Annotated in this window: 21 protein-coding genes and 1 tRNA gene; 10 read left to right on the top strand and 12 right to left on the bottom strand. The window is 71.9% G+C overall.

The annotated features are described in order from the left end of the window. Nucleotides 1-9 precede the first annotated feature (9 nt). The 6 genes from G011_RS0120185 to G011_RS0120160 all read right to left on the bottom strand — a co-directional run bounded on the left by G011_RS0120185 (nucleotide 10) and on the right by G011_RS0120160 (nucleotide 2,780). Entirely contained in the window at nucleotides 10-564 is a 555-nt protein-coding gene (locus G011_RS0120185; protein WP_019610080.1) for a hypothetical protein, read from the bottom strand. Nucleotides 565-701: 137 nt separating this feature from the next. Continuing rightward, nucleotides 702-1,028, bottom strand: a complete 327-nt coding sequence (locus G011_RS0120180; protein ID WP_019610079.1) for a hypothetical protein — start codon at nucleotides 1,026-1,028, stop codon at nucleotides 702-704. 10 nt (nucleotides 1,029-1,038) lie between these two features. Beyond that, nucleotides 1,039-1,302, bottom strand: a complete 264-nt coding sequence (locus G011_RS0120175) for a hypothetical protein (protein WP_013156082.1) — start codon at nucleotides 1,300-1,302, stop codon at nucleotides 1,039-1,041. 10 nt (nucleotides 1,303-1,312) lie between these two features. Next, nucleotides 1,313-1,564: a hypothetical protein gene (locus G011_RS0120170; RefSeq protein ID WP_019610078.1), complete on the bottom strand. Its 252-nt coding sequence runs from the start codon at nucleotides 1,562-1,564 to the stop codon at nucleotides 1,313-1,315. A 56-nt stretch (nucleotides 1,565-1,620) separates the two neighbouring features. Next, a complete protein-coding gene (locus tag G011_RS0120165) occupies nucleotides 1,621-1,872 on the bottom strand; it encodes a hypothetical protein (protein WP_013156080.1) in 252 nt (83 codons plus the stop codon). Between the two features lie 826 nt (nucleotides 1,873-2,698). Continuing rightward, a tRNA-Tyr gene (locus G011_RS0120160) sits at nucleotides 2,699-2,780 on the bottom strand. A 232-nt stretch (nucleotides 2,781-3,012) separates the two neighbouring features. Between G011_RS0120160 and G011_RS0120155 the strand changes: the two genes are divergently transcribed. Beyond that, on the top strand, nucleotides 3,013-3,510 hold the full coding sequence (locus G011_RS0120155) for a YajQ family cyclic di-GMP-binding protein (RefSeq protein ID WP_013156079.1): 498 nt from the start codon (nucleotides 3,013-3,015) through the stop codon (nucleotides 3,508-3,510). A gap of 130 nt (nucleotides 3,511-3,640) precedes the next feature. On the opposite strand, the gene G011_RS0120150 is transcribed toward G011_RS0120155, so the two are convergent. Continuing rightward, nucleotides 3,641-4,504, bottom strand: a complete 864-nt coding sequence (locus G011_RS0120150) for a M48 family metalloprotease (protein WP_019610077.1) — start codon at nucleotides 4,502-4,504, stop codon at nucleotides 3,641-3,643. Nucleotides 4,505-5,030: 526 nt separating this feature from the next. Between G011_RS0120150 and G011_RS0120145 the strand changes: the two genes are divergently transcribed. The 6 genes from G011_RS0120145 to G011_RS0120120 all read left to right on the top strand — a co-directional run bounded on the left by G011_RS0120145 (nucleotide 5,031) and on the right by G011_RS0120120 (nucleotide 10,299). After that, nucleotides 5,031-6,881: a 2-oxoacid:acceptor oxidoreductase subunit alpha gene (locus G011_RS0120145; protein WP_019610076.1), complete on the top strand. Its 1,851-nt coding sequence runs from the start codon at nucleotides 5,031-5,033 to the stop codon at nucleotides 6,879-6,881. Continuing rightward, the gene (locus G011_RS0120140; RefSeq protein ID WP_019610075.1) at nucleotides 6,874-7,965 is read left to right on the top strand and encodes a 2-oxoacid:ferredoxin oxidoreductase subunit beta; all 1,092 of its coding nucleotides are present in this window, start codon (nucleotides 6,874-6,876) and stop codon (nucleotides 7,963-7,965) included. Before G011_RS0120145 ends, G011_RS0120140 begins: the two co-directional genes overlap by 8 nt. Before the next feature lie 170 nt (nucleotides 7,966-8,135). Further along, nucleotides 8,136-8,804, top strand: coding sequence for an SDR family oxidoreductase (locus tag G011_RS0120135; RefSeq protein ID WP_019610074.1), 669 nt, complete (start codon nucleotides 8,136-8,138; stop codon nucleotides 8,802-8,804). A gap of 154 nt (nucleotides 8,805-8,958) precedes the next feature. After that, nucleotides 8,959-9,474 carry a hypothetical protein gene (locus G011_RS0120130; protein WP_013156074.1) on the top strand — a complete coding sequence of 172 codons (516 nt, stop codon included), beginning with the start codon at nucleotides 8,959-8,961 and terminating at the stop codon, nucleotides 9,472-9,474. A 301-nt stretch (nucleotides 9,475-9,775) separates the two neighbouring features. After that, complete coding sequence (locus tag G011_RS0120125) at nucleotides 9,776-9,988, top strand: hypothetical protein (RefSeq protein ID WP_019610073.1); 213 nt, start codon at nucleotides 9,776-9,778, stop codon at nucleotides 9,986-9,988. 95 nt (nucleotides 9,989-10,083) lie between these two features. Continuing rightward, nucleotides 10,084-10,299, top strand: coding sequence for a hypothetical protein (locus tag G011_RS0120120; protein WP_013156072.1), 216 nt, complete (start codon nucleotides 10,084-10,086; stop codon nucleotides 10,297-10,299). A gap of 105 nt (nucleotides 10,300-10,404) precedes the next feature. Here the strand turns inward: G011_RS0120120 and G011_RS0120115 are convergent, their stop codons facing one another. After that, complete coding sequence (locus G011_RS0120115) at nucleotides 10,405-10,941, bottom strand: GNAT family N-acetyltransferase (protein WP_019610072.1); 537 nt, start codon at nucleotides 10,939-10,941, stop codon at nucleotides 10,405-10,407. 186 nt (nucleotides 10,942-11,127) lie between these two features. Here G011_RS0120115 and sigJ point away from each other — a divergent pair, with 186 nt between their 5' ends. Further along, on the top strand, nucleotides 11,128-12,036 hold the full coding sequence (gene sigJ / locus G011_RS0120110; protein ID WP_013156070.1) for an RNA polymerase sigma factor SigJ: 909 nt from the start codon (nucleotides 11,128-11,130) through the stop codon (nucleotides 12,034-12,036). Between the two features lie 4 nt (nucleotides 12,037-12,040). Further along, on the top strand, nucleotides 12,041-13,186 hold the full coding sequence (locus tag G011_RS0120105) for an FAD-dependent oxidoreductase (RefSeq protein WP_019610071.1): 1,146 nt from the start codon (nucleotides 12,041-12,043) through the stop codon (nucleotides 13,184-13,186). Nucleotides 13,187-13,328: 142 nt separating this feature from the next. Here the strand turns inward: G011_RS0120105 and G011_RS0120100 are convergent, their stop codons facing one another. After that, nucleotides 13,329-13,697 (bottom strand): VOC family protein, encoded by a 369-nt coding sequence (locus G011_RS0120100; RefSeq protein WP_019610070.1) that lies wholly within the window; start codon nucleotides 13,695-13,697, stop codon nucleotides 13,329-13,331. Nucleotides 13,698-13,832: 135 nt separating this feature from the next. On the opposite strand from G011_RS0120100, the gene G011_RS0120095 reads away from it, so the two are divergent. Next, nucleotides 13,833-14,459, top strand: coding sequence for a Uma2 family endonuclease (locus G011_RS0120095; RefSeq protein ID WP_019610069.1), 627 nt, complete (start codon nucleotides 13,833-13,835; stop codon nucleotides 14,457-14,459). Here the strand turns inward: G011_RS0120095 and G011_RS0120090 are convergent. The 3 genes from G011_RS0120090 to G011_RS0120080 form a co-directional block, all read right to left on the bottom strand. Further along, nucleotides 14,441-15,127: a response regulator gene (locus G011_RS0120090; RefSeq protein ID WP_013156066.1), complete on the bottom strand. Its 687-nt coding sequence runs from the start codon at nucleotides 15,125-15,127 to the stop codon at nucleotides 14,441-14,443. The genes G011_RS0120095 and G011_RS0120090 overlap by 19 nt on opposite strands. Then, entirely contained in the window at nucleotides 15,124-16,800 is a 1,677-nt protein-coding gene (locus tag G011_RS0120085; RefSeq protein WP_019610067.1) for a sensor histidine kinase, read from the bottom strand. Before G011_RS0120085 ends, G011_RS0120090 begins: the two co-directional genes overlap by 4 nt. Before the next feature lie 208 nt (nucleotides 16,801-17,008). Then, nucleotides 17,009-17,881, bottom strand: a complete 873-nt coding sequence (locus G011_RS0120080) for a phosphorothioated DNA-binding restriction endonuclease (protein ID WP_019610066.1) — start codon at nucleotides 17,879-17,881, stop codon at nucleotides 17,009-17,011. Nucleotides 17,882-17,959: the final 78 nt, after the last annotated feature.

Genomic DNA, 17,959 nt, shown 5'->3' with positions numbered 1-17,959 from the left:
CGGCCCGGATCACTCGGGCTCCGGCACCGCCAGGGTTCCGCCGTCGGTCTCCTCCAGCGTCCCGATCATCTCCTCGGACATCTCCTCGCCGTGGTCGGTGATCGTGTACGTGGAGAAGTACATGGTGCCGTCGACGTCCACCGGGTCGCCCAGCTCGACCTCGACCTCGTAGGGGTCGTCCTGGCACCCCTCCTGCATGCACCAGGTCCCCTTGACCCCTCCCTCGCCGCGCGCGACCTCGTCCGCCCACGTGTCCCACTCCATGTCGGTGAAGGTGGTGAACTCCGTGGCCACGTACTCGGTGGGGGTCTGGTCGTCGAACCCGTTCTCGTTGCCGTACCGGTTGAGGACGAAGGCCCCGCTGCTCTGGTCGGCGTCCTCCTCCGGAGTGGGCCGCGTCTCCCGCGGGCTGGCCTGCTCCTGCGGGCCGGCGGTCTCCCCCTGCGGGCTCTGCTCCGTCTCCGGAGTACTCGTGGCCTCGGGCGGGTCGGGCACGCTCAACTGCTCGCCGCAGCCGGTGGCGGCCAACAGCAGTACCGCTCCCGTCAGGACCGTGCGCCTCATCTGACGTCTCCCCCCACGTCGGTTCCCTCGGATGTCCTACCTGCGACAAGGCCCTCCGGCAGGCTGCCGGAGGGCCTCGACGAACCACTCGCGTCTTCCGTCACTGCGGGATCGGGGACCCCGCCACCCGGAGGTGGCTAGTACCCGTCGCCCCCGTCTTCACCCTCGTCCTTGTGACCCTCCGGGGCGCCACTGTCGTGGTCCTCGGAGTCGTCGTGCTGGACGTTGGTGGTGGCGGGACCGTTGATGCAGTCACCCGTCGTCTGTGGCGACAGGATGGGCACGGTCACGCCGGCCAGGCCGACGGACAGCTGGGCGTTGCAGATCTGGACCGGAACCAACTGGAGGTTCTGGTTGAACTGCTGGCCGCCGCCGTGCGAGCTGGCGAACACGGGTGAGGCGGCGAGCATTGCGCCCAGGGCGACACCGGCGATGGCGGTGGCCGCCGTGAACTTGCGCAGCATGCCGGGTCTCCTAGTCGATGTTGGTGCTGACCGGGCCGTTGGTGCAGTCGCCCGTGGTGTCGGGCGACAGGATCGGCGCGGTGACCCCGACGAGGAGGCCCACGGTCAGGTCCGTGTTGCAGAGCTGAACCGGAACCAGCTGGAGGTTCTGGTTGTACTGCTGGTCGCCGCCGTGCGAACCGTGCGACTCACCCGCGGAGGCGGGCGTGGCGGCCAGGATGGCGCCCAGGGCGACACCGGCGATGGCGGTGGCGGTGGTGAACTTGCGCAGCATGCCGGGTCTCCTAGTCGATGTTGGTGCTGACGGGGCCGTTGGTGCAGTCGCCGGTGGTGTCGGGCGACAGGATCGGGATCGTGATCGCGACCAGGCCGACGGTGGCGTCCGTGTTGCACAGCTGGACCGGGATGGCCTGCAGGTTCTGGTTGTACTGCTGGTCGCCGCCGTGCGAACCGCTGGCGGAGGCCGGGGAACCGGCGAGGACGACACCGAAAGCGGCACCAGCGACGAGGCCGGCAACTCCGAGCTTACGCAGCATTGAATTACCCTTCGAGAAAGTTTGAGATAGCGTTTCTTGCGGACGGATTGCCGGAACTAGCTGATGTTGGTGCCGACGGGGCCGTTGGTGCAGTCGCCCGTGGTCTGCGGCGACAGGACCGGCACGGTCACGGCGACCAGGCCGACGCTGGCCTGCAGGTTGCAGGACTGGATCGGAACCAGCTGGAGGTTCTGGTTGAACTGCTGGTCACCACCGTGCGAACCACTGGCGTGAGCCGGGGCTCCCATGAGGAGCGCGCCCATCGCGGCACCGGCGACCAGGCCAGCAACGGCCATCTTCTTGAACATGACTTCCCCCGAGAATCGGTTACGAGGTATTGACAGAAAAAGACTCAGGCGCTTGTTGCACCTGTGTCGCGGTGGACTGGGGCAATCATCATCCGGCCCCCAGTTTTTGTCAACGCCGAAACTCGCGAAGCATTTTGTCCAGATTGTCTCGACCATTCTTTTCGTGCTGACCGCGAATGGCCACATTGGCTTTCTTTCCGCTCGACCCGCCCAAAGGACCGACGCCGTGCCAAGACGGATTCGGACCGGCGAAGCGGACACACCATCCGCTACCAGCGCAGCAGGGACGGGGCCGGCGCGCCAACCCTCCAAGGACAACAGCGAAACCGCAGGTCAGCGCCCATTCGGGCACATGACCCGCCCTCGACGCCCCTGAGGGGAGAGCGGACATTCGCGTTATCCGCCCGTGTCCCGACCGAGATGAATACGCGACCGGCCGAATCCGGAAAACAGCGCCGCGCGGGGTCCGGAACACCCTCCGACCCACCGGAGGGGCGAGGGGATGTGACCCGCGTCTCCCCCACTGTGGGGCGTCACACCCGCGCCGGAGCGGAGGCGCGCCAGGGCCGCCGCACGGGGATCCCGGGCCGCCTCGGTCCGCCCCGGGGACGGCGGCCAGCACGGGTGGCCGCGACGGGCCCGGGACGGGCGCGGGCGACTCAGGACAGGCGTGGACGGCCCGGGGCGGGCGCGGACCGCGCGGACACCCGGGAGCGCCGCCTGGGAGCGTTCCGCGGCTGTTCCACAGACACCCGTGAACGGCCGGGAACGCGAGAAGGCCCCGGTGTCCAGCGTTTCCGCTGGTCACCGGGGCCTTCTCCCCGTGTGGCAGGTCAAGGATTCGAACCTTGGAAGGCTAAGCCGACGGATTTACAGTCCGCTCCCATTGGCCGCTCGGGCAACCTGCCTGGGCTGCGGCGACGTGTTCGTCGCGGCGCATCACCGAGAATAGCGGATGATCCGCCCGAACCTGAAATCGGTTGTTCGGGCGCGCCCCGACCGGGCACGTCGGGCGCCCGACCAGCGCGCGGCTAAGCTCTGAGGACCGTCCGCGCGGGATCCGCCGCGGACCGACGAGAACCCACGCGGGCGTCCACGGGCGCCCGCGACCCATGAAGACCTAGCGGGGTGTGAGCGAACGTGGCCGCCGAATCCAGTTTCGACGTCGTGTCCAAACTCGACCGTCAGGAGGTCGACAACGCGCTGAACCAGACCGCCAAGGAGCTGGCCCAGCGGTTCGACTTCAAGGGCACCGGGACCACCATCGCCTGGCAGGGCGAGGACGGGATCGAGGTCAGGGGCAACTCCGAGGAGCGGGTCAACGCCGCCCTGGACGTCTTCAAGGAGAAGCTGGTCAAGCGCAAGCTCTCCCTGAAGATCCTGGACCCCGCCGACGAGCCCCGGCTCTCGGGCAAGGAGTACCGCCTTCCCGTCGGCCTCAAGGAGGGCATCACCTCCGAGGACGCCAAGAAGATCTCCAAGCTGATCCGCGACGAGGGCCCCAAGGGCGTCAAGGCCCAGATCCAGGGCGACGAGCTGCGCGTCAGCTCCAAGAAGAAGGACGACCTCCAGAACGTCCAGAACCTCATCAAGGAGAAGGACTTCGACCTGGCGCTCCAGTTCGTCAACTACCGCTAGCGGTGGCGGACCGGCAGACGTAGCCGGCGGCGAGGACACGACGGCCGCCCGCCCCCGAGGGGGAGGGCGGCCGTCGCCGTCCCACCGCACCGGCGTGGTCGGGCCGCCCCGCGGGTCCGTCGGCAGCGCCTCAGTGGCCCAGGTCCCAGCTGCGGCGCAGCTCCCGCAGGCGCCGGACGCGCTCCGCCGTCGGCGGGTGCGCGGCGAACAGGCGGCCCACGCCGCTCGGGAACGGGTTGGTGGTCATCAGGTGCGCCGAGGCCAGCAGGCTGCGCTCCCGGGGCAGCGGGTACCGGAGCGCGCCCACCTCCAGCTTGCGCAGGGCGTCGGCCAGCGCCAGCGGGTCGCCGGTCAGCCGCGCGGCCTGCTCGTCGGCCCGGAACTCCCGCTGTCTCCCCACCCCGCAGTAGACGACCATGGCCGCGAGCGGCGCCAGCAGGACCGTCATCAGACCGCCCAGCAGGGTGGGCATGTCGCTCTCCTCGGAGTCCCCCAGCGGGACCAGGAGGGCGATGGCGGTCGTCGCCGTGATCACCGCGGTCAGGGTGGCGGCCACCGAGCTGATCAGCGTGTCGTTGGCCCGGATGTGCGCCAGCTCGTGGGCGATCACGCCGCGCAGCTCGCGCTCGTCCAGCGTGCGCAGCAGCCCCGTGGTGCAGCACAGGGAGGCGCGGCGCGGGCTGCTGCCGGTGGCGAAGGCGTTGGGCGAGCGCACCGGCGACAGGTAGAGCCGGGGCATCGGCTGCCGGGCGGCCGTGGCCAGCTCGCGGACGATCCTGTACAGCTCGGGGCGCTCGATCTCGCTCACCGGCCGCGCGCGCATCGCGCGCAGCGCCAGGGACTCCCCGAAGAGGTAGACCAGGACCCCGGCGCACAGCACCAGGGCCACGGAGAACTGGGCGCCCTTCTCCGCTCCGCACAGCCAGCCGACCAGGACGACGAGCACCGCGGCGCCGACGAACAGACCGGCCGCGCGGGCCACGCTGACGTACACGCCACCACCTCCTCGTTCAGCCGACGATGAATGCGTACATGGTGGCAAACGTGCGGCTCGCCGCTCCGCGTTCCCGTTATGGGACCAACGTCCGAGGCATCACTGATCTCCCTCTCACCTGCCGCCTCCCCCGCACCACCCGCACCTTCGCCCACAGCCACACCCCTCCGACCCCCCTCCGTGTGAGAATGGCCACCCGCGCGCGGTCCCGGCACACCCGACGACCTATAGTGCGAACGTGGCCCTCATCACTGCGTGTACCAGGCCGTCGGGACTCCAGCCCCTCGGTCCGGTGCGCGGGCGGCCGTGTCGTTGAAGGCTGGCCCCTTCACGACCCGGCCGTCGCGGCGCGGCCGCACCGCGCGAGACCGGGTTGGCGCATCCGGCGCTCGCGAGGGCCGCGAACGCTGTCCCCACGTCCCCGAACCAGGCACCCGGCCCGCGACGGTGCGGTCCGGTCGGGGGCGACACCCGAGCGCCGCCGCCCGTCACGACCGGCGGCTCACCAAGGAGGTCGTCGATCTCAGTGGCCAAACAGATCGAACAGCTCGACCGCGTCATCATCCGCTTCGCCGGGGACTCCGGCGACGGCATGCAGCTGACCGGTGACCGCTTCACGCAGGAGACGGCGTCGTTCGGCAACGACCTGTCCACCCTGCCGAACTTCCCCGCGGAGATCCGCGCTCCCGCCGGGACCCTGCCCGGGGTGTCCAGCTTCCAGCTGCACTTCGCCGACCACGACATCATGACCCCGGGGGACGCCCCGGACGTGCTGGTGGCGATGAACCCCGCGGCCCTCAAGGCCAACCTGGGCGACCTGCCCCGGGGCGCCACCGTGATCGTCAACACCGACGAGTTCACCAAGCGCAGCCTGGCCAAGGTCGGGTACACGGCCGACCCGCTGACGGACGGGACGCTGGACGCGTTCAAGGTGAGCGCGGTGCCGCTGACGTCCATGACGGTGGAGGCGCTGTCCGGCGCCGACATCTCCAAGAAGGACGCGCAGCGGGCCAAGAACATGTTCGCCCTGGGCCTGCTGTCGTGGATGTACAACCGGCCGACGGAGGGGACGACCTCGTTCCTGAAGTCGAAGTTCGCCGCCAAGCCCGACATCCTGGCCGCGAACCTGACCGCGTTCCAGGCGGGGTGGAACTTCGGCGAGACCACCGAGGACTTCGCGGTCTCCTACGAGATCAAGCCCGCGCGGCTCCCGGCGGGCACCTACCGCAACATCACCGGCAACCTGGCCACCGCCTACGGGCTGATCGCCGGGTCCGAGCGGTCGGGGCTGCCCCTGTTCCTGGGCTCGTACCCGATCACCCCGGCGTCGGACATCCTGCACGAGCTGTCCCGGCACAAGCGGTTCGGTGTGCGCACGTTCCAGGCCGAGGACGAGATCTCCGGTGTGGGCGCCGCCCTGGGCGCGGCCTTCGGCGGCTCCCTGGGCGTGACCACCACCTCGGGTCCGGGCATGGTGCTCAAGCAGGAGACGGTGGGGCTGGCGGTGATGACCGAGCTGCCGCTGGTCATCGTGGACGTGCAGCGGGCCGGTCCGAGCACCGGCATGCCCACCAAGACCGAGCAGACCGACCTGCTCATGGCCCTGTACGGGCGCAACGGCGAGTCGCCGGTGCCCGTGGTGGCGCCCGCCTCCCCCGCGGACTGCTTCGACGCCGCGCTGGAGGCCGTGCGGATCGCGGTGCGCTACCGCACGCCGGTGGTGGTGCTCTCCGACGGGTACCTGGCCAACGGTTCGGAGCCGTGGCGGCTGCCGGAGGTCTCGGAGCTGCCGCGGATCGACCCGGCCTTCGCGACCGGGCCCAACGGGCCGGGCGAAACCTTCCTGCCCTACCTGCGCGACGAGGAGACGCTGGCCCGCCCGTGGGCGGTGCCGGGCACGGCGGGGCTGGAGCACCGGATCGGCGGTATCGAGAAGCACGCGCAGAGCGGCGACATCTCGTACACGCCCGCCAACCACGACCTGATGGTCCGCACGCGCCAGGCCAAGATCGACGCGATCGCCCGCGACATCCCCGAGCTGGCGGTGGACGACCCCGGCGGGGAGGCGGACGTGCTGGTCCTGGGCTGGGGCGGCACGTACGGGTCGATCACCGCGGCGGTGCGCCGCGTGCGCCGCGCGGGCGGCCGGGTGGCGCAGGCGCACCTGCGCCACCTCAACCCGTTCCCGGCCAACCTCGGCACAGTGCTCCACCGGTACGAGCGGGTGGTGGTCCCCGAGATCAACCTGGGCCAGCTGTCCCTGCTGCTGCGCGGCAGGTACCTGGTCGACGTCATCGGCTACAACAAGGTCCGCGGCCTGCCCTTCAAGGCCGAGGAGCTCGCGGGCGTGCTTCAGGAGGTCATCGACCGTGACTGAGAACGTGACGGGTACCGGCGCGAACGGCCACGTCCACGGGGCCCCGGAGGCCCTGGGCGGGCTGCGCCTGGTGCCCAGGACCGACACCGCGTACAAGATGAAGGACTTCAAGTCCGACCAGGAGGTGCGCTGGTGCCCGGGCTGCGGCGACTACGCGATCCTGGCCGCCTTCCAGTCCTTCCTGCCCGAGCTGGGCGTGCCGCGCGAGAACGTGGTGATGGTGTCGGGCATCGGCTGCTCCTCCCGATTCCCGTACTACCTGAGCACGTACGGCATGCACTCGATCCACGGGCGCGCCCCGGCGATCGCGACCGGGCTGGCCACCAGCCGCCCGGACCTGTCGGTGTGGGTGGTGACCGGTGACGGCGACGGGCTGTCCATCGGCGGCAACCACCTCGTCCACGCGCTGCGCCGCAACGTCAACATCAACATCCTGTTGTTCAACAACCGGATCTACGGGCTGACCAAGGGTCAGTACTCCCCCACCTCCGAGCCGGGCAAGATCACCAAGTCCTCGCCGGTGGGGTCGCTGGACCACCCGTTCAACCCGCTGTCGCTGGCGCTGGGCGCGGAGGCCACGTTCGTGGCCCGCACGATCGACTCCGACCGCAAGCACCTCACGTCGGTGCTGCGGGCGGCGGCCGACCACCCCGGCGCGTCGTTCGTGGAGATCTACCAGAACTGCCCGATCTTCAACGACGACGCGTTCGAGCCGCTGAAGGACCCGGCGGCGCGGGACGTCCGGCTGCTGCGCCTGGAGCACGGCGAGCCGCTGCGGCTGGGCCCGGACCGGGGCGTGGTCGCCGGGGAGTTCGGCGGCCTGGAGGTCGTGGACGTGGACTCGGTGGGAGAGGACCGGCTGCTGCGGCACGACGCGCACCGGGAGGACCCGGGGTACGCGTTCGCGCTGTCGCGCCTGGACCAGCCCGCGTTCGAGCACGTGCCGATCGGGGTGCTGCGGGACGTGCGCCGCCCGGCCTACGACGAGCTGGTGAACGAGCAGGTGGCCGACGCGCGGGCCGAGCGCGGCGCCGGCGAGCTGGCCGCCCTGCTGGCCAGCGGGGACACCTGGAGGGTGGAGTAGGACCGTGTCCGGGCCCCGCCGGGGGCGGGGCCCGGACACGCCGTGGTCCGTGCGGCACGGGCCCCGCGCCGCCGGCACGCGGGGCCCGGACGGGCCGGGCGACCGGGTGTGACACGGCGGACAGACGCACCACCCCGCCGACCGCACCATGAGGGCATACGCTCTCCCCCATGCGTATCGTCATCGCCGGAGGACACGGGAAGATCGCGCTGCGGCTGGCCAGGCAGCTGGCCGACCGAGGTGACGAGCCCGTCGCCCTCATCCGTAACCCGGACCACACCCAGGACGTCGTCGACGCCGGTGCCGAACCGGTCGTGATCGACCTGGAGAAGGCCACCGTCACCGAGCTGACGGAGAAACTCATGAACGCGGACGCCGTCGTGTTCGCCGCGGGCGCGGGCCCGGGCAGCGGCGCCGCCCGCAAGGCGACCGTCGACCACAAGGCCGCCGTGCTGACCGCCGACGCGGCCTCCCTGGCGGGCACGCGCCGCCTGGTCCAGGTGTCGGCCATCGGCGTGGACGAACCCGTGCCGGAGGGCACCGACGAGACGTGGGCGGCGTACGTGGAGGCCAAGCGGGCCGCCGACGCCGACCTGCGCGAGCGCGACCTGGAGCTGGACTGGACGATCCTGCGCCCGGGCCGGCTGACCGACGACCCGGGCACCGGCAGGGTGGAGCTGGGCGGGGAGGTCGAGCGCGACGCGGTGACCCGTGACGACGTGGCCTCGGTGATCGTGGCCCTTCTGGACGAACCGGGAACGGTCGGCAAGGTTCTCAACCTGGTGAACGGGGAGACACCCGTCGCCGAGGCCGTCCGCGCCGCTGCCGCCTCCTCCTGAGGGGGTGCCCGCGGCTCTCTGTGGCCAGATGCGCCTCCAGGGGGCATGATGGTTGCGGAGCCCGGCGGAGCCCCGCCACGGTGGACGCGGATGACCGGGTGTCAGCCCGACGAGTACGGCAAGCTCCACGCAGAGCAGATGGGTACGGTTATTCATGAGCGTCACGCAGGTCGTGAGGGACAGCACGGTCGTCGAGCACGCCAAGGTCGCCGCGCAGCAGAAGCGCCGGATGTTCATCATCCAGCTGGAGGTGAACGCCTACGACGAGGCCTCCAGCAAGCTGCGCCCCGGGCTCACGCGCATCCTGGAGGGGATCGAGGAGGCCGGGTGGCGGCTGGACCTGATCACCCCGGGCGACGAGGGTGACAAGCCCGCCCGTCTGTTCATCTTCCGTCCGGACCCCGACAGCAAGAAGGACGACGCCGCCAAGGCCGAGCAGCAGCACCAGCAGGAGCCCTCGGGCCAGCAGCACGCCTACCCGCACCCGCCGACGGGCGCGCAGCCGCAGGACCCGTACGCGGGGTACGGCCAGCAGCCCGGATACGGGCAGCAGCAGTACCCGGGATACGACCAGCAGCAGTACCCCGGGTACGGGCAGCAGCCGGGCTACGGCCAGCAGCCCGGATACGGGCAGCAGTACCCGGGATACGGGCAGCAGCAGGGCTGGTAGTCCCTCGATCGAGTAACAGGCCCGCACGGTCAGCCGTGCGGGCCTTTTTCGTGCGCCTGATATCGGACAAATCCGGGTTCCGATGTATTCGGCGTACATCGCCGCTGCCCCTGTTTTCGGCTGGATAAAACCTTCACCCGACGAAGCGTCGATATGTCCGGCATGCCTACCCCGAAGCCGAAGAAACTCCAGGGAAACTCTGGATTCTTCCCTGAAAGTACTCCAAGCACGTCCTCGACTACGCTAAGTTAATTCCGGCGGATGCAGCCACCCTGTTTTGAACTTCCGAAAGGTAAGAAGAATGTCCCGTATTGCCAAGGTTTCCGGATTCGTTCTCGCCACCGGCCTCGCGTTCGGTGCCTTCACCGGGACCGCCGCCGCCGACAACAACGCCGACGTGCAGAACGTGACCATCCCGATCTGCCTGGACATCCTCACGGCCTCCGGCGTCAGCGGCAGCGACTGCAACGTCATCGACTGGGAGTCCACGAAGGGCATCTCCGTCAACGACTAGGACCGGCCCGCCCTCGCACCCGGCTCGGTCACAGCGGGATCCACGGGTCCCGTCAGCACCAACGATCACACCACGAACCGAAAAGGACCAACACCATGAAGCGCTTCGCCTCCGTCTCCGGCCTCATCCTCGCCACCGGCCTCGCCCTGGGCGCCATGTCCGGCACCGCCGCCGCCGACAACAACGCCAACATCCAGAACGTCACCGTGCCGATCTGCGCCAACGTGCTGGCCTTCACCGGCTTCGAGCTGGGCGGCGACTGCAACGTGGCCTCCGGCACCAGCACGAACGGCATCTCCGTCGAGGACTAAGCCCGTCGACACGACGAACCTCTTGCGCACGACCTTCTGTGGGGGTGGACGCGGGGCACGGCGCACGCCGCGCCCCGCGTTCTGTGTCTGTGGCGGGCAGAGCGCTCAGGACGCGCAGGGCCGCGGATCGACGCCCTCCACCGGGTCGGTGGCCAGTCGGGCGTGCGCACCCGTGTCGAAGCGCTCGGCGCCGTAGCGCAGCTTGCGCCGTTCGATCCCCTCCGGCCGGAACCCGGACCGGCGCGCCACCACGCACGATCCCGGGTTGTTCAGCCGGTGCCCCAGCTCCAGCCGGAACAGGCCCGCCTCGGCGAAGGCGTACTCGCTCACCAGCAGCGTCGCGGCCGTGGCCACACCCCGGCCCCGCGCCTCGGCCAGGGTCCAGTAGGAGACCCAGCCGGTGTCGTGGGCCCTGCTGGTCACGTTGACCTGGACGTGTCCCAGCACCGGCCCGCCGTCCTCGACGACCGCGAAACCGAAGGCCGTGCCCTCCTCCGCCCGGACGCGCTGCCGGTCGATCCACGCGGCGGCCAATTCCGGGGTGTCGGGGACCTCGGGCGACTGCCAGGCCAGCTCCGGCTCAGCGAAGGCCTCCAGCACCCGGTCGGTGTCCCCCGGCTCCCACCTGCGCAGTCGGTACACAGCGGCTGCCTCCTCCTCGTCCGCGCTCTGACCGCGCCACGCTACAGCCACTCCTCCTCCCGCCTTCGGGGAGGGTGGGCCGGCGGATCTCCTAGCGCGGGCCCCGCCGCCCCGTCCGCCGGCCGGGAGGACCCGTTCCGCGCCCGGGGATGTCACGTACGGCCGGAGCTGGTACGTCTGCCTGTCATGACCACCGATGTCTTCGAAGAGCACCGCTCCCTGCTGACCGGTGTCGCCTACCGCATCCTCGGCAGCGCCTCCGACGCGGAGGACGCCGTCCAGGAGGCCTGGCTGCGCTGGTCCTCCGTCGATCCGGCCGCGGTGGAGGACCCGCGCGCCTACCTGGTCACCGTCACCTCCCGGCTGGCCATCGACCGGCTGCGCAGCGTCCGGTCCCGGCGGGAGTCCTACGTGGGCGACTGGCTGCCCGAGCCGGTCAGCGACGTCCCCGGCGGGGCTGAGCACGCCGAACTCGCGGACTCGGTGGAGTTCGCGCTGCTGGTGGTCCTGGAGACCCTCAGCCCGCTGGAGCGCGCCGTCTTCGTGCTGCGCGAGGCCTTCCAGATGCCCTACGCCGAGATCGGCGCGGTGATCAGCCGGGAGGAGGCCGCCACCCGCCAGCTCGCCCGGCGGGCGCGCGAGCACGTACGCGACAGGCGCCCGCGGTTCGAGGCCGACCGGGCCGTGCGGCGGCGGATCACCGAGCGCTTCCTGGGAGCCTGCCTGGAGGGTGACCTGGAGGGGTTGACCGGCCTGCTGGCCGACGACGTCACGCTGGTGAGCGACAGCGGCGGCCGGACCAGGGCGCCCCACCGGATCCTGGAGGGCGCGGCGAGGGTCGGCCGGTTCCTGTCCGTGCTGGCGCGGCCGCGCAACGCGGAGCGCTTCCTCGTCTCCGCGGGCCTGGACGGCACGGAGGAGCCGCGGTCGGCGGTCACCGAGGTCAACGGCGGACCGGCGGCGGTCGTCTCCGTCGGGGACAGGGTGGTCGCGCTGCTGTCCCTGGACATCACCGCCGAGGGCCGTGTTCGGCACGTGTACCTCGTGGCCAATCCCGACAAGATGTCACGTCTGCGGGCGCCCGAACCGTCCTAGTGGCATGGACATCACCGTTGTGGGCGGTGGGCTCGCCGGACTGACCGCGGCCATCGCCAGCGCCGAGAGGGGCGCGAACGTCACCCTGCTGGAGGCGCACCGGACCCTGGGCGGGCGGGCGCGCTCCACCGAACCGCCGTACACGGCCAACGAGGGGCCGCACGTGCTGTACGGCGACGGCCCGCTGTTCGCCTGGCTGGCCGAACGCGACCTGCTCCCGCCCCACCTGCCCTTCCCCGCGCGCGCCGTGCCCCGGGTGCGCGTGCGCGACCGGGGGCGTGTGGGAGCGCCGCCGGTCGCCCTGCTCCGGGCCGCCGCGCGGCGGCGGCTGCGCGCTCCGCACGACCGGGACTTCGGCTCGTGGGCGCGGGAGGCGCTCGGCGCGGAGCCCGCGCGCGTGGCCGCGAACATGATGGGCGTGGCGCTGTTCGACTCCGACCCGTCGCGGTTGTCGGCCGCGTTCGTCTGGGAGCGGTTCCTGCGGGTCACCAACCCCGGCTGGCCCTCACCGAAGTACCTGGTCGGCGGCTGGTCCTCGCTGGTGGAGCGGTTGGCCGGACGGGCGCGGGAGATGGGGGTGCGCGTGGGAACCGGCGAGCGGGTGGACGCGCTCCCGGGTACCCCGACCATCGTCGCGACGTCGCTGGCCTCGGCCCGCGCGCTGCTCGGCGACGACTCACTGGAGTGGGAGAGCGGGCACGCCCTCATGGTGGACCTGGGGCTGCGGCGCGGCCGGGACCCCTTCATCGTCTTCGACGCCGACGAGTGCGGCTTCCTGGAGCGCTACTCACTGGTGGACCGCACGCTCGCCCCCGGGGGCGAGGAGCTGGTCCAGGCGCAGCTGCCGGTGCGGCCGGGTGAGTCCCGGGCGCGGGTCGCCGAGCGGCTGGAGCGGTTCCTGGACCTGTCCCTGCCGGGATGGCGGGAGCGGGTGACGTGGCGGCGCGACCAGGTGGCGCGCGGGCGCACGGGCGCGCTGGACCTGCCGGGGTACACGTGGCGGGACCGCCCGGCCGTGGACCGGGGCGACGGCGTCTACCTGGCGGGTGACGCGGTGGCGGCGCCCGGTCTCCTGGGCGAGGTGTCGCTCAACAGCGCGGTCGCGGCGGCGGAGGCGGCCACGGGCAGGCGCGCCGTCGGCACCCGCTAGGAAGCCTCGGGACGGCTGGGACGGCGGAGGCCCGTGGAGGCCTCCGCCGTTCCCGTCGCCCGGGTCCCGACGGCGTGTTCTGTCAGGCGGCACGACCGGCTCCGCGGCCGCCCGCGCGGTGGCGTGTTCCTGGCCGGGCCGGTCAGGCGGGCGCGCGCGAGACGGCCTCGACGTTGTTGCCGTCCGGGTCGCGGACGAACGCGCCGTAGTAGTGCTCGTGGTACTCCGGCCAGACCTTCGGCTCGTGGAGCACCTCCGCGCCCGCCTCGACGGCGGCGGCGAAGAAGGCGTCCACCGCGGCCCGGTCGGGCGCGGTGAAGGCGAAGTGCGACTCGCGGGCCTCACCGGGCGCGGGCGCGGGTCCGATCCAGAAGTCGGGTCCGGACGTGCCGTAGCCGACGTTCTCGCCGTAGTCGAGGACGCGGCGGGCGCCCAGCGGGGCGAGGACCGCGTCGTAGAAGGCGGCGCTGGCCGCGGGGTCGCTGACCTGGATTCCGAGGTGGTCCAACATGGGATGAGTGTGACACGGGCCACCGACACTTCCGGGGGCAAGGGGCCAGGTGCAGGGCCGGGTTTCGGACACCCTTGCGAGGCTTTCTCCGCGAAACCCGCCGGTAACCGAGCGTGCGTCAGAATACTGGCTGCCATGCACGACCCGTGGCGCGACCTCCCGGCACTGCCCGACCGTCCCCTGACCGTGGAGGACCTGGAACCCCTGCCGGACGACGGTCGGAGGTACGAACTGGCCGACGGCAGGCTGGAGGTCTTCTACGCCGGTACCGCCATGCACTCCTTCGCCGCGACACGGTTGTGCTTCCACTTGACCATGAACGAGCCCGAGGGCTACGAGACCCTTCCCCGGGTGCCGTTCGTCATGGACGCGCGGCGTACGTGCTTCCGGGCGCCCGACGTGTCGGTGCGTTCCACGGACAGGGAACTGGAGGACTATCCGACGGGCCCTCCGCTGCTCGCGGTCGAGGTCACCACGGCGGAGAGTGTGCTGCGCGACCACCATGCCAAGTTCCGTGAGTACGCCGCCTTCGGCATCCCCTCGTACTGGATCGTCACTCCCTGCCAGTGGGCGCCGAACATCATCGAGTTCCGCCTGGAGAACAACGGATACCGGCCGGTCCGTAAGGTCGACGGCACCGACGTCTTCGAGACCGACCTCCCCTTCCCCGTGAAGCTCGTACCGCACTGGCTCGTCGCGAGCGGCCCGTGGAAGAGGCACATCGGCGGCGAACCCGAGGAGGCTCAGGCCGTCCAGCGGTAGAGGTGTTCGGGACGGCCCGTCGAGCCGTAGCGCATGCGCAGCTCGGCCCGGCCGACCGCGCACAGGTGCTCCAGGTAGCGGCGCGCGGTCACCCGGGACACCCCGGCGCGCTCGGCCACCTCCGAGGCCGACACGTCCCCCTCCGCCTCCCGCAGCACTCCCGCCACCAGGTCCACGGTGGTCGGGGTCAGCCCCTTGGGCAGCGATCGGCCCCCGGCCGGGCGCAGCAGCCCGAACAGCCGGTCCACCTCCTGCTGGGTGGCCTCCCCGTCGGCGTCCATCCTCCGGCGCGCCACGGCGTAGCGCTCCAGCTGGTCGCGCAGCACGCTGAGCGGGAACGGCTTGAGCAGGTAGTGGACCGCCCCGCCGTGCATGGCCGAGCGCACCTGGCCGATGTCGCGCACGGCGGTGATCATCAGGAAGTCCGTCCGCTGGGGCGCGGCGCTGGTGGCGGCGGCGCGCAGGGCGCGCATCACCGAGATCCCCGAGGCGTCGGGCAGGTGCAGGTCGAGCAGCACCAGGTCGGGCTGGTGCCCCCGGATCTGGGTGAGGGCGGCGGCCGCCGTGTGCGCGACCCCCGCCACGGTGAACCCGGGCAGCGACTCCACCAGCTCCTGGTGGTTGCGCGCCACCCGCACGTCGTCGTCCACGACCAGCACACGGATCATCGGGCCGCCCCCTGCGGCGCCCGCGCCCCCGGCAGGGGCAGGCAGGCGGTGAACACCGCGCCCTCGTCGGCGTCGGGCGCCTCCATCTCCACGCTTCCCCCTCTTCCCTCGCAGACCTGCTTGACCAGCGCCAGGCCCAGCCCGCGCGTGCCGCCGTCCCGGGACGCCTTGGTGGTGAACCCGAGCCGGAAGATCTCCTCCGCCACGTCGTCGGCCACCCCGTGTCCGGAGTCGGTCACCCGGATCTCCAGCAGGTCGTGGGGCAGGTCGGTGCCCTCGGCCCGGTGCAGCCGCACCATCAGCTCCACCCAGCCGTGCGGGGCCGAGGCCACCGCGTCGAGCGCGTTGTCGACCAGGTTGCCGAGGACGAGCAGCGCGTCGGAGCGCACCTCCCTGTCCAGCGCGGGGACGCTGGTGAGGGGGGACAGCCGCAGGTCCACACCCAGCTCGGAGGCCTGCGCGGACTTGGCGATGGTCAGCGCGGCCAGCGCGGAGTCGCCGACGTGCCGGGAGATGTCCGCGCTGGTGCGGCTGTGCGTCGCGGACAGGTCGGCGAGGTAGGCGCGGGCCTCCTCGTGGGCGCCGAGTTCGAGCATTCCGGCGATGGTGTGCACCCGGTTGGCGAACTCGTGGGTCTGGGCGCGCAGGCCGCGGGTGACCGTGCGCGCACCGTCGAGCTCGCCGGTGAGCCGGTCCAGTTCGGTGCGGTCGCGGAAGGTGACGACCGCCCCGGCGTCCTGGCCGCGCACGTGGACCGGCATCCGGTTGGCGACCAGGATGCGGTGCCCCGCCAGGAGGAGGCGGTCGTCGCCGGGGTCGGCGCCGGAGACGATGTCGCGGACGCGCTCGGACAGGCCGAGTTCGTCCAGGCCCCGGCCCTCGGCGTCCTCGGGCAGGCCGAGCATCTCCCGGACGGGCGGGTTGGCCAGGACGAGGCGGCCCGAGCCGTCCACGGCGAGCACGCCCTCGCGGACCGCGTACAGCAGGGCCTCGCGGCTCTCCAGCAGGGAGGTGATGTCGGCGGGTTCGAGTCCGTGGGTCTTGGTGCGGACCTGGCGGGAGAGGGCCCACGCGCCGGCCACGCCCAGGACCAGCACCACGGCCACCGTGCCCAGTATGGCGGGGACCGCGGCCCTGGCCTCGGTGGCGGCGCTGGAGGCGAGGATGCCCAGGGAGACGTAGCCGACCACCTCGCCGCGCGCGTCGCCGCCGTTGACCGAGCCGCCGCCGGAGAACACCGGGACCTTGGCGCGCACGGTGCGTCCCCGCGTCCCCTCCTGCACGCCGGTCCACTCCCGCCCCTGCGCGGCGGGTCCGGGCGGGGTGGACACGGTGCGGCCGATGAGTTCGTCGTCGGGGTGCGAGTAGCGGATCCCCTCCGGGGAGGCGATGACCACGAACTCGGTGCTGGTGGCGGAGTCGATCCGGTCGGCCAGGGGTGCGAGTTCGGCCGCCGGGTCGGCGGACTGCAGGCCCGCGACGACCTCGGGCATGACGGCCACGGACCGGGCCAGGCTCAGGACCCGCTCGGCGTAGTGGCGGTCGGTGGCCCGGTCCATGTGGACGGCCCACAGCGCGCCCACGGCGGCCAGGGCCAGTGCCAGCAGGAGCACGTAGCCGATGAACAGGGAGCCGGTGAGCGACAGTCGGAAGCGCGCGGGGTACGTGATCATGTGTTCTCCAGGCGCCGTGGCGGGGGACGCGGAAGCCCCGGCCGGGCGAACCCGCAGGTGGGCGTTGCACGAACAATACGACCGAACGTGACGCGGGTGTTAACACAATCCTGACACGCGCGTGACCCGGGTCACTTTCCAGCCCGTTCCGAGGCGCTCGGACAGGGGGTCCACAGGGGTCGGAACGCGCCGGTCGGGGCGGCGGCCCTCAGGCGGCGACGCGGAAGACCTGCTTGGAGTGCCAGGCGACATGGGCGGGTTCGACGGCGGGGCTTCCCGGAGCCGGGCGGACGAGGTCGCGTCCGGCGAGGGAGAGGACGACCGTCTCGGCCGCGGGGGAGCGGGCCTCGAAGCGCGGGGACACCGCGACGGTGAGTTCGCCGGTGAGCCCGAGGACGCCGCGGTCGAACAGCAGGTGGTGCGTCGGGCACAGGCACAGACCGTTGTCCAGGTCGTTGGGGCCGTCGTACGACCACCAGCGGATGTGGGCGGCCTCCAGCCCGACCGACACGCCGTCCAGCCGCCCCTCGTAGCCGCAGAACGCGCACCGGTGCTCGTAGGCGGTCAGCACGGTCTCCCGGAACCGGGGGTCGCGGACGCCGCCCTCCCCCGGCGCGGGGACCGGCCCCTGGCCCACGCGGAGTCCGGTGAGGGCGATGATGCCCTCGTGCAGCGAGGGGGCGAAGTTGTCGTCGAGCAGACGGCGGGCGATGCGGGCGGCCAGGCCGGGGTCGTCGCTCAGGGCCGCGTCCAGGTCGGGGTCCAGCCTGCCCCGCGCCTCCTTCTCCCGCAGCAGGGTCACCGCCGAGCCCGGGGACCCCTCGCCGTCCACCGTGGTGACCCGCCAGAACCCGTCGGTCTCCAGGTGGTGGAAGGGGTAGCCGGGGTTGGTGGGTTTGGCCGGGCCGAACTCCCGCAGGAGTCGCGCGAGCCGGGCCTCGGCCTCGCTGTAGACGATGGGCGCGTTGCCGTTCCGCTGGTGGTGCGCGAGCGCGTACAGCAGCAGGAGGGGCTTGTGGGGGGCGCGGACCCCGGCACGGGTCCACCGCTTGACGGAGCCGAGCCGCTGGGTCCAGTCCATACCGGCACACCCTAGTACGGACGGCCTCCGGCGGCTTCCGGAAGGTGCTCTTCCCCGGGAGGCCGCCTGTCGGAGGGC

The sequence above is a fragment of the Nocardiopsis sp. CNS-639 genome (assembly GCF_000381685.1).
Classification (GTDB): Bacteria; Actinomycetota; Actinomycetes; order Streptosporangiales; family Streptosporangiaceae; genus Nocardiopsis; species Nocardiopsis dassonvillei.
Note: the sequence above shows the minus strand (reverse complement) of the source record. Positions and strands in the feature narration are given on the sequence as shown.

What these genes read in the sequence shown, in the direction of transcription:
- G011_RS0120080 (WP_019610066.1), bottom strand. Translation starts at nt 17,881, where the DNA reads ATGGACTGGACCCAGCGGCTCGGCTCCGTCAAGCGGTGGACCCGTGCC.
- G011_RS0120090 (WP_013156066.1), bottom strand. Translation starts at nt 15,127, where the DNA reads ATGATCCGTGTGCTGGTCGTGGACGACGACGTGCGGGTGGCGCGCAAC.
- sigJ (WP_013156070.1), top strand. Translation starts at nt 11,128, where the DNA reads ATGACCACCGATGTCTTCGAAGAGCACCGCTCCCTGCTGACCGGTGTC.
- G011_RS0120130 (WP_013156074.1), top strand. Translation starts at nt 8,959, where the DNA reads ATGAGCGTCACGCAGGTCGTGAGGGACAGCACGGTCGTCGAGCACGCC.
- G011_RS0120100 (WP_019610070.1), bottom strand. Translation starts at nt 13,697, where the DNA reads ATGTTGGACCACCTCGGAATCCAGGTCAGCGACCCCGCGGCCAGCGCC.
- G011_RS0120170 (WP_019610078.1), bottom strand. Translation starts at nt 1,564, where the DNA reads ATGCTGCGTAAGCTCGGAGTTGCCGGCCTCGTCGCTGGTGCCGCTTTC.
- G011_RS0120095 (WP_019610069.1), top strand. Translation starts at nt 13,833, where the DNA reads ATGCACGACCCGTGGCGCGACCTCCCGGCACTGCCCGACCGTCCCCTG.
- G011_RS0120135 (WP_019610074.1), top strand. Translation starts at nt 8,136, where the DNA reads ATGCGTATCGTCATCGCCGGAGGACACGGGAAGATCGCGCTGCGGCTG.
- G011_RS0120085 (WP_019610067.1), bottom strand. Translation starts at nt 16,800, where the DNA reads ATGATCACGTACCCCGCGCGCTTCCGACTGTCGCTCACCGGCTCCCTG.
- G011_RS0120175 (WP_013156082.1), bottom strand. Translation starts at nt 1,302, where the DNA reads ATGCTGCGCAAGTTCACCACCGCCACCGCCATCGCCGGTGTCGCCCTG.
- G011_RS0120120 (WP_013156072.1), top strand. Translation starts at nt 10,084, where the DNA reads ATGAAGCGCTTCGCCTCCGTCTCCGGCCTCATCCTCGCCACCGGCCTC.
- G011_RS0120165 (WP_013156080.1), bottom strand. Translation starts at nt 1,872, where the DNA reads ATGTTCAAGAAGATGGCCGTTGCTGGCCTGGTCGCCGGTGCCGCGATG.
- G011_RS0120125 (WP_019610073.1), top strand. Translation starts at nt 9,776, where the DNA reads ATGTCCCGTATTGCCAAGGTTTCCGGATTCGTTCTCGCCACCGGCCTC.
- G011_RS0120185 (WP_019610080.1), bottom strand. Translation starts at nt 564, where the DNA reads ATGAGGCGCACGGTCCTGACGGGAGCGGTACTGCTGTTGGCCGCCACC.
- G011_RS0120105 (WP_019610071.1), top strand. Translation starts at nt 12,041, where the DNA reads ATGGACATCACCGTTGTGGGCGGTGGGCTCGCCGGACTGACCGCGGCC.
- G011_RS0120180 (WP_019610079.1), bottom strand. Translation starts at nt 1,028, where the DNA reads ATGCTGCGCAAGTTCACGGCGGCCACCGCCATCGCCGGTGTCGCCCTG.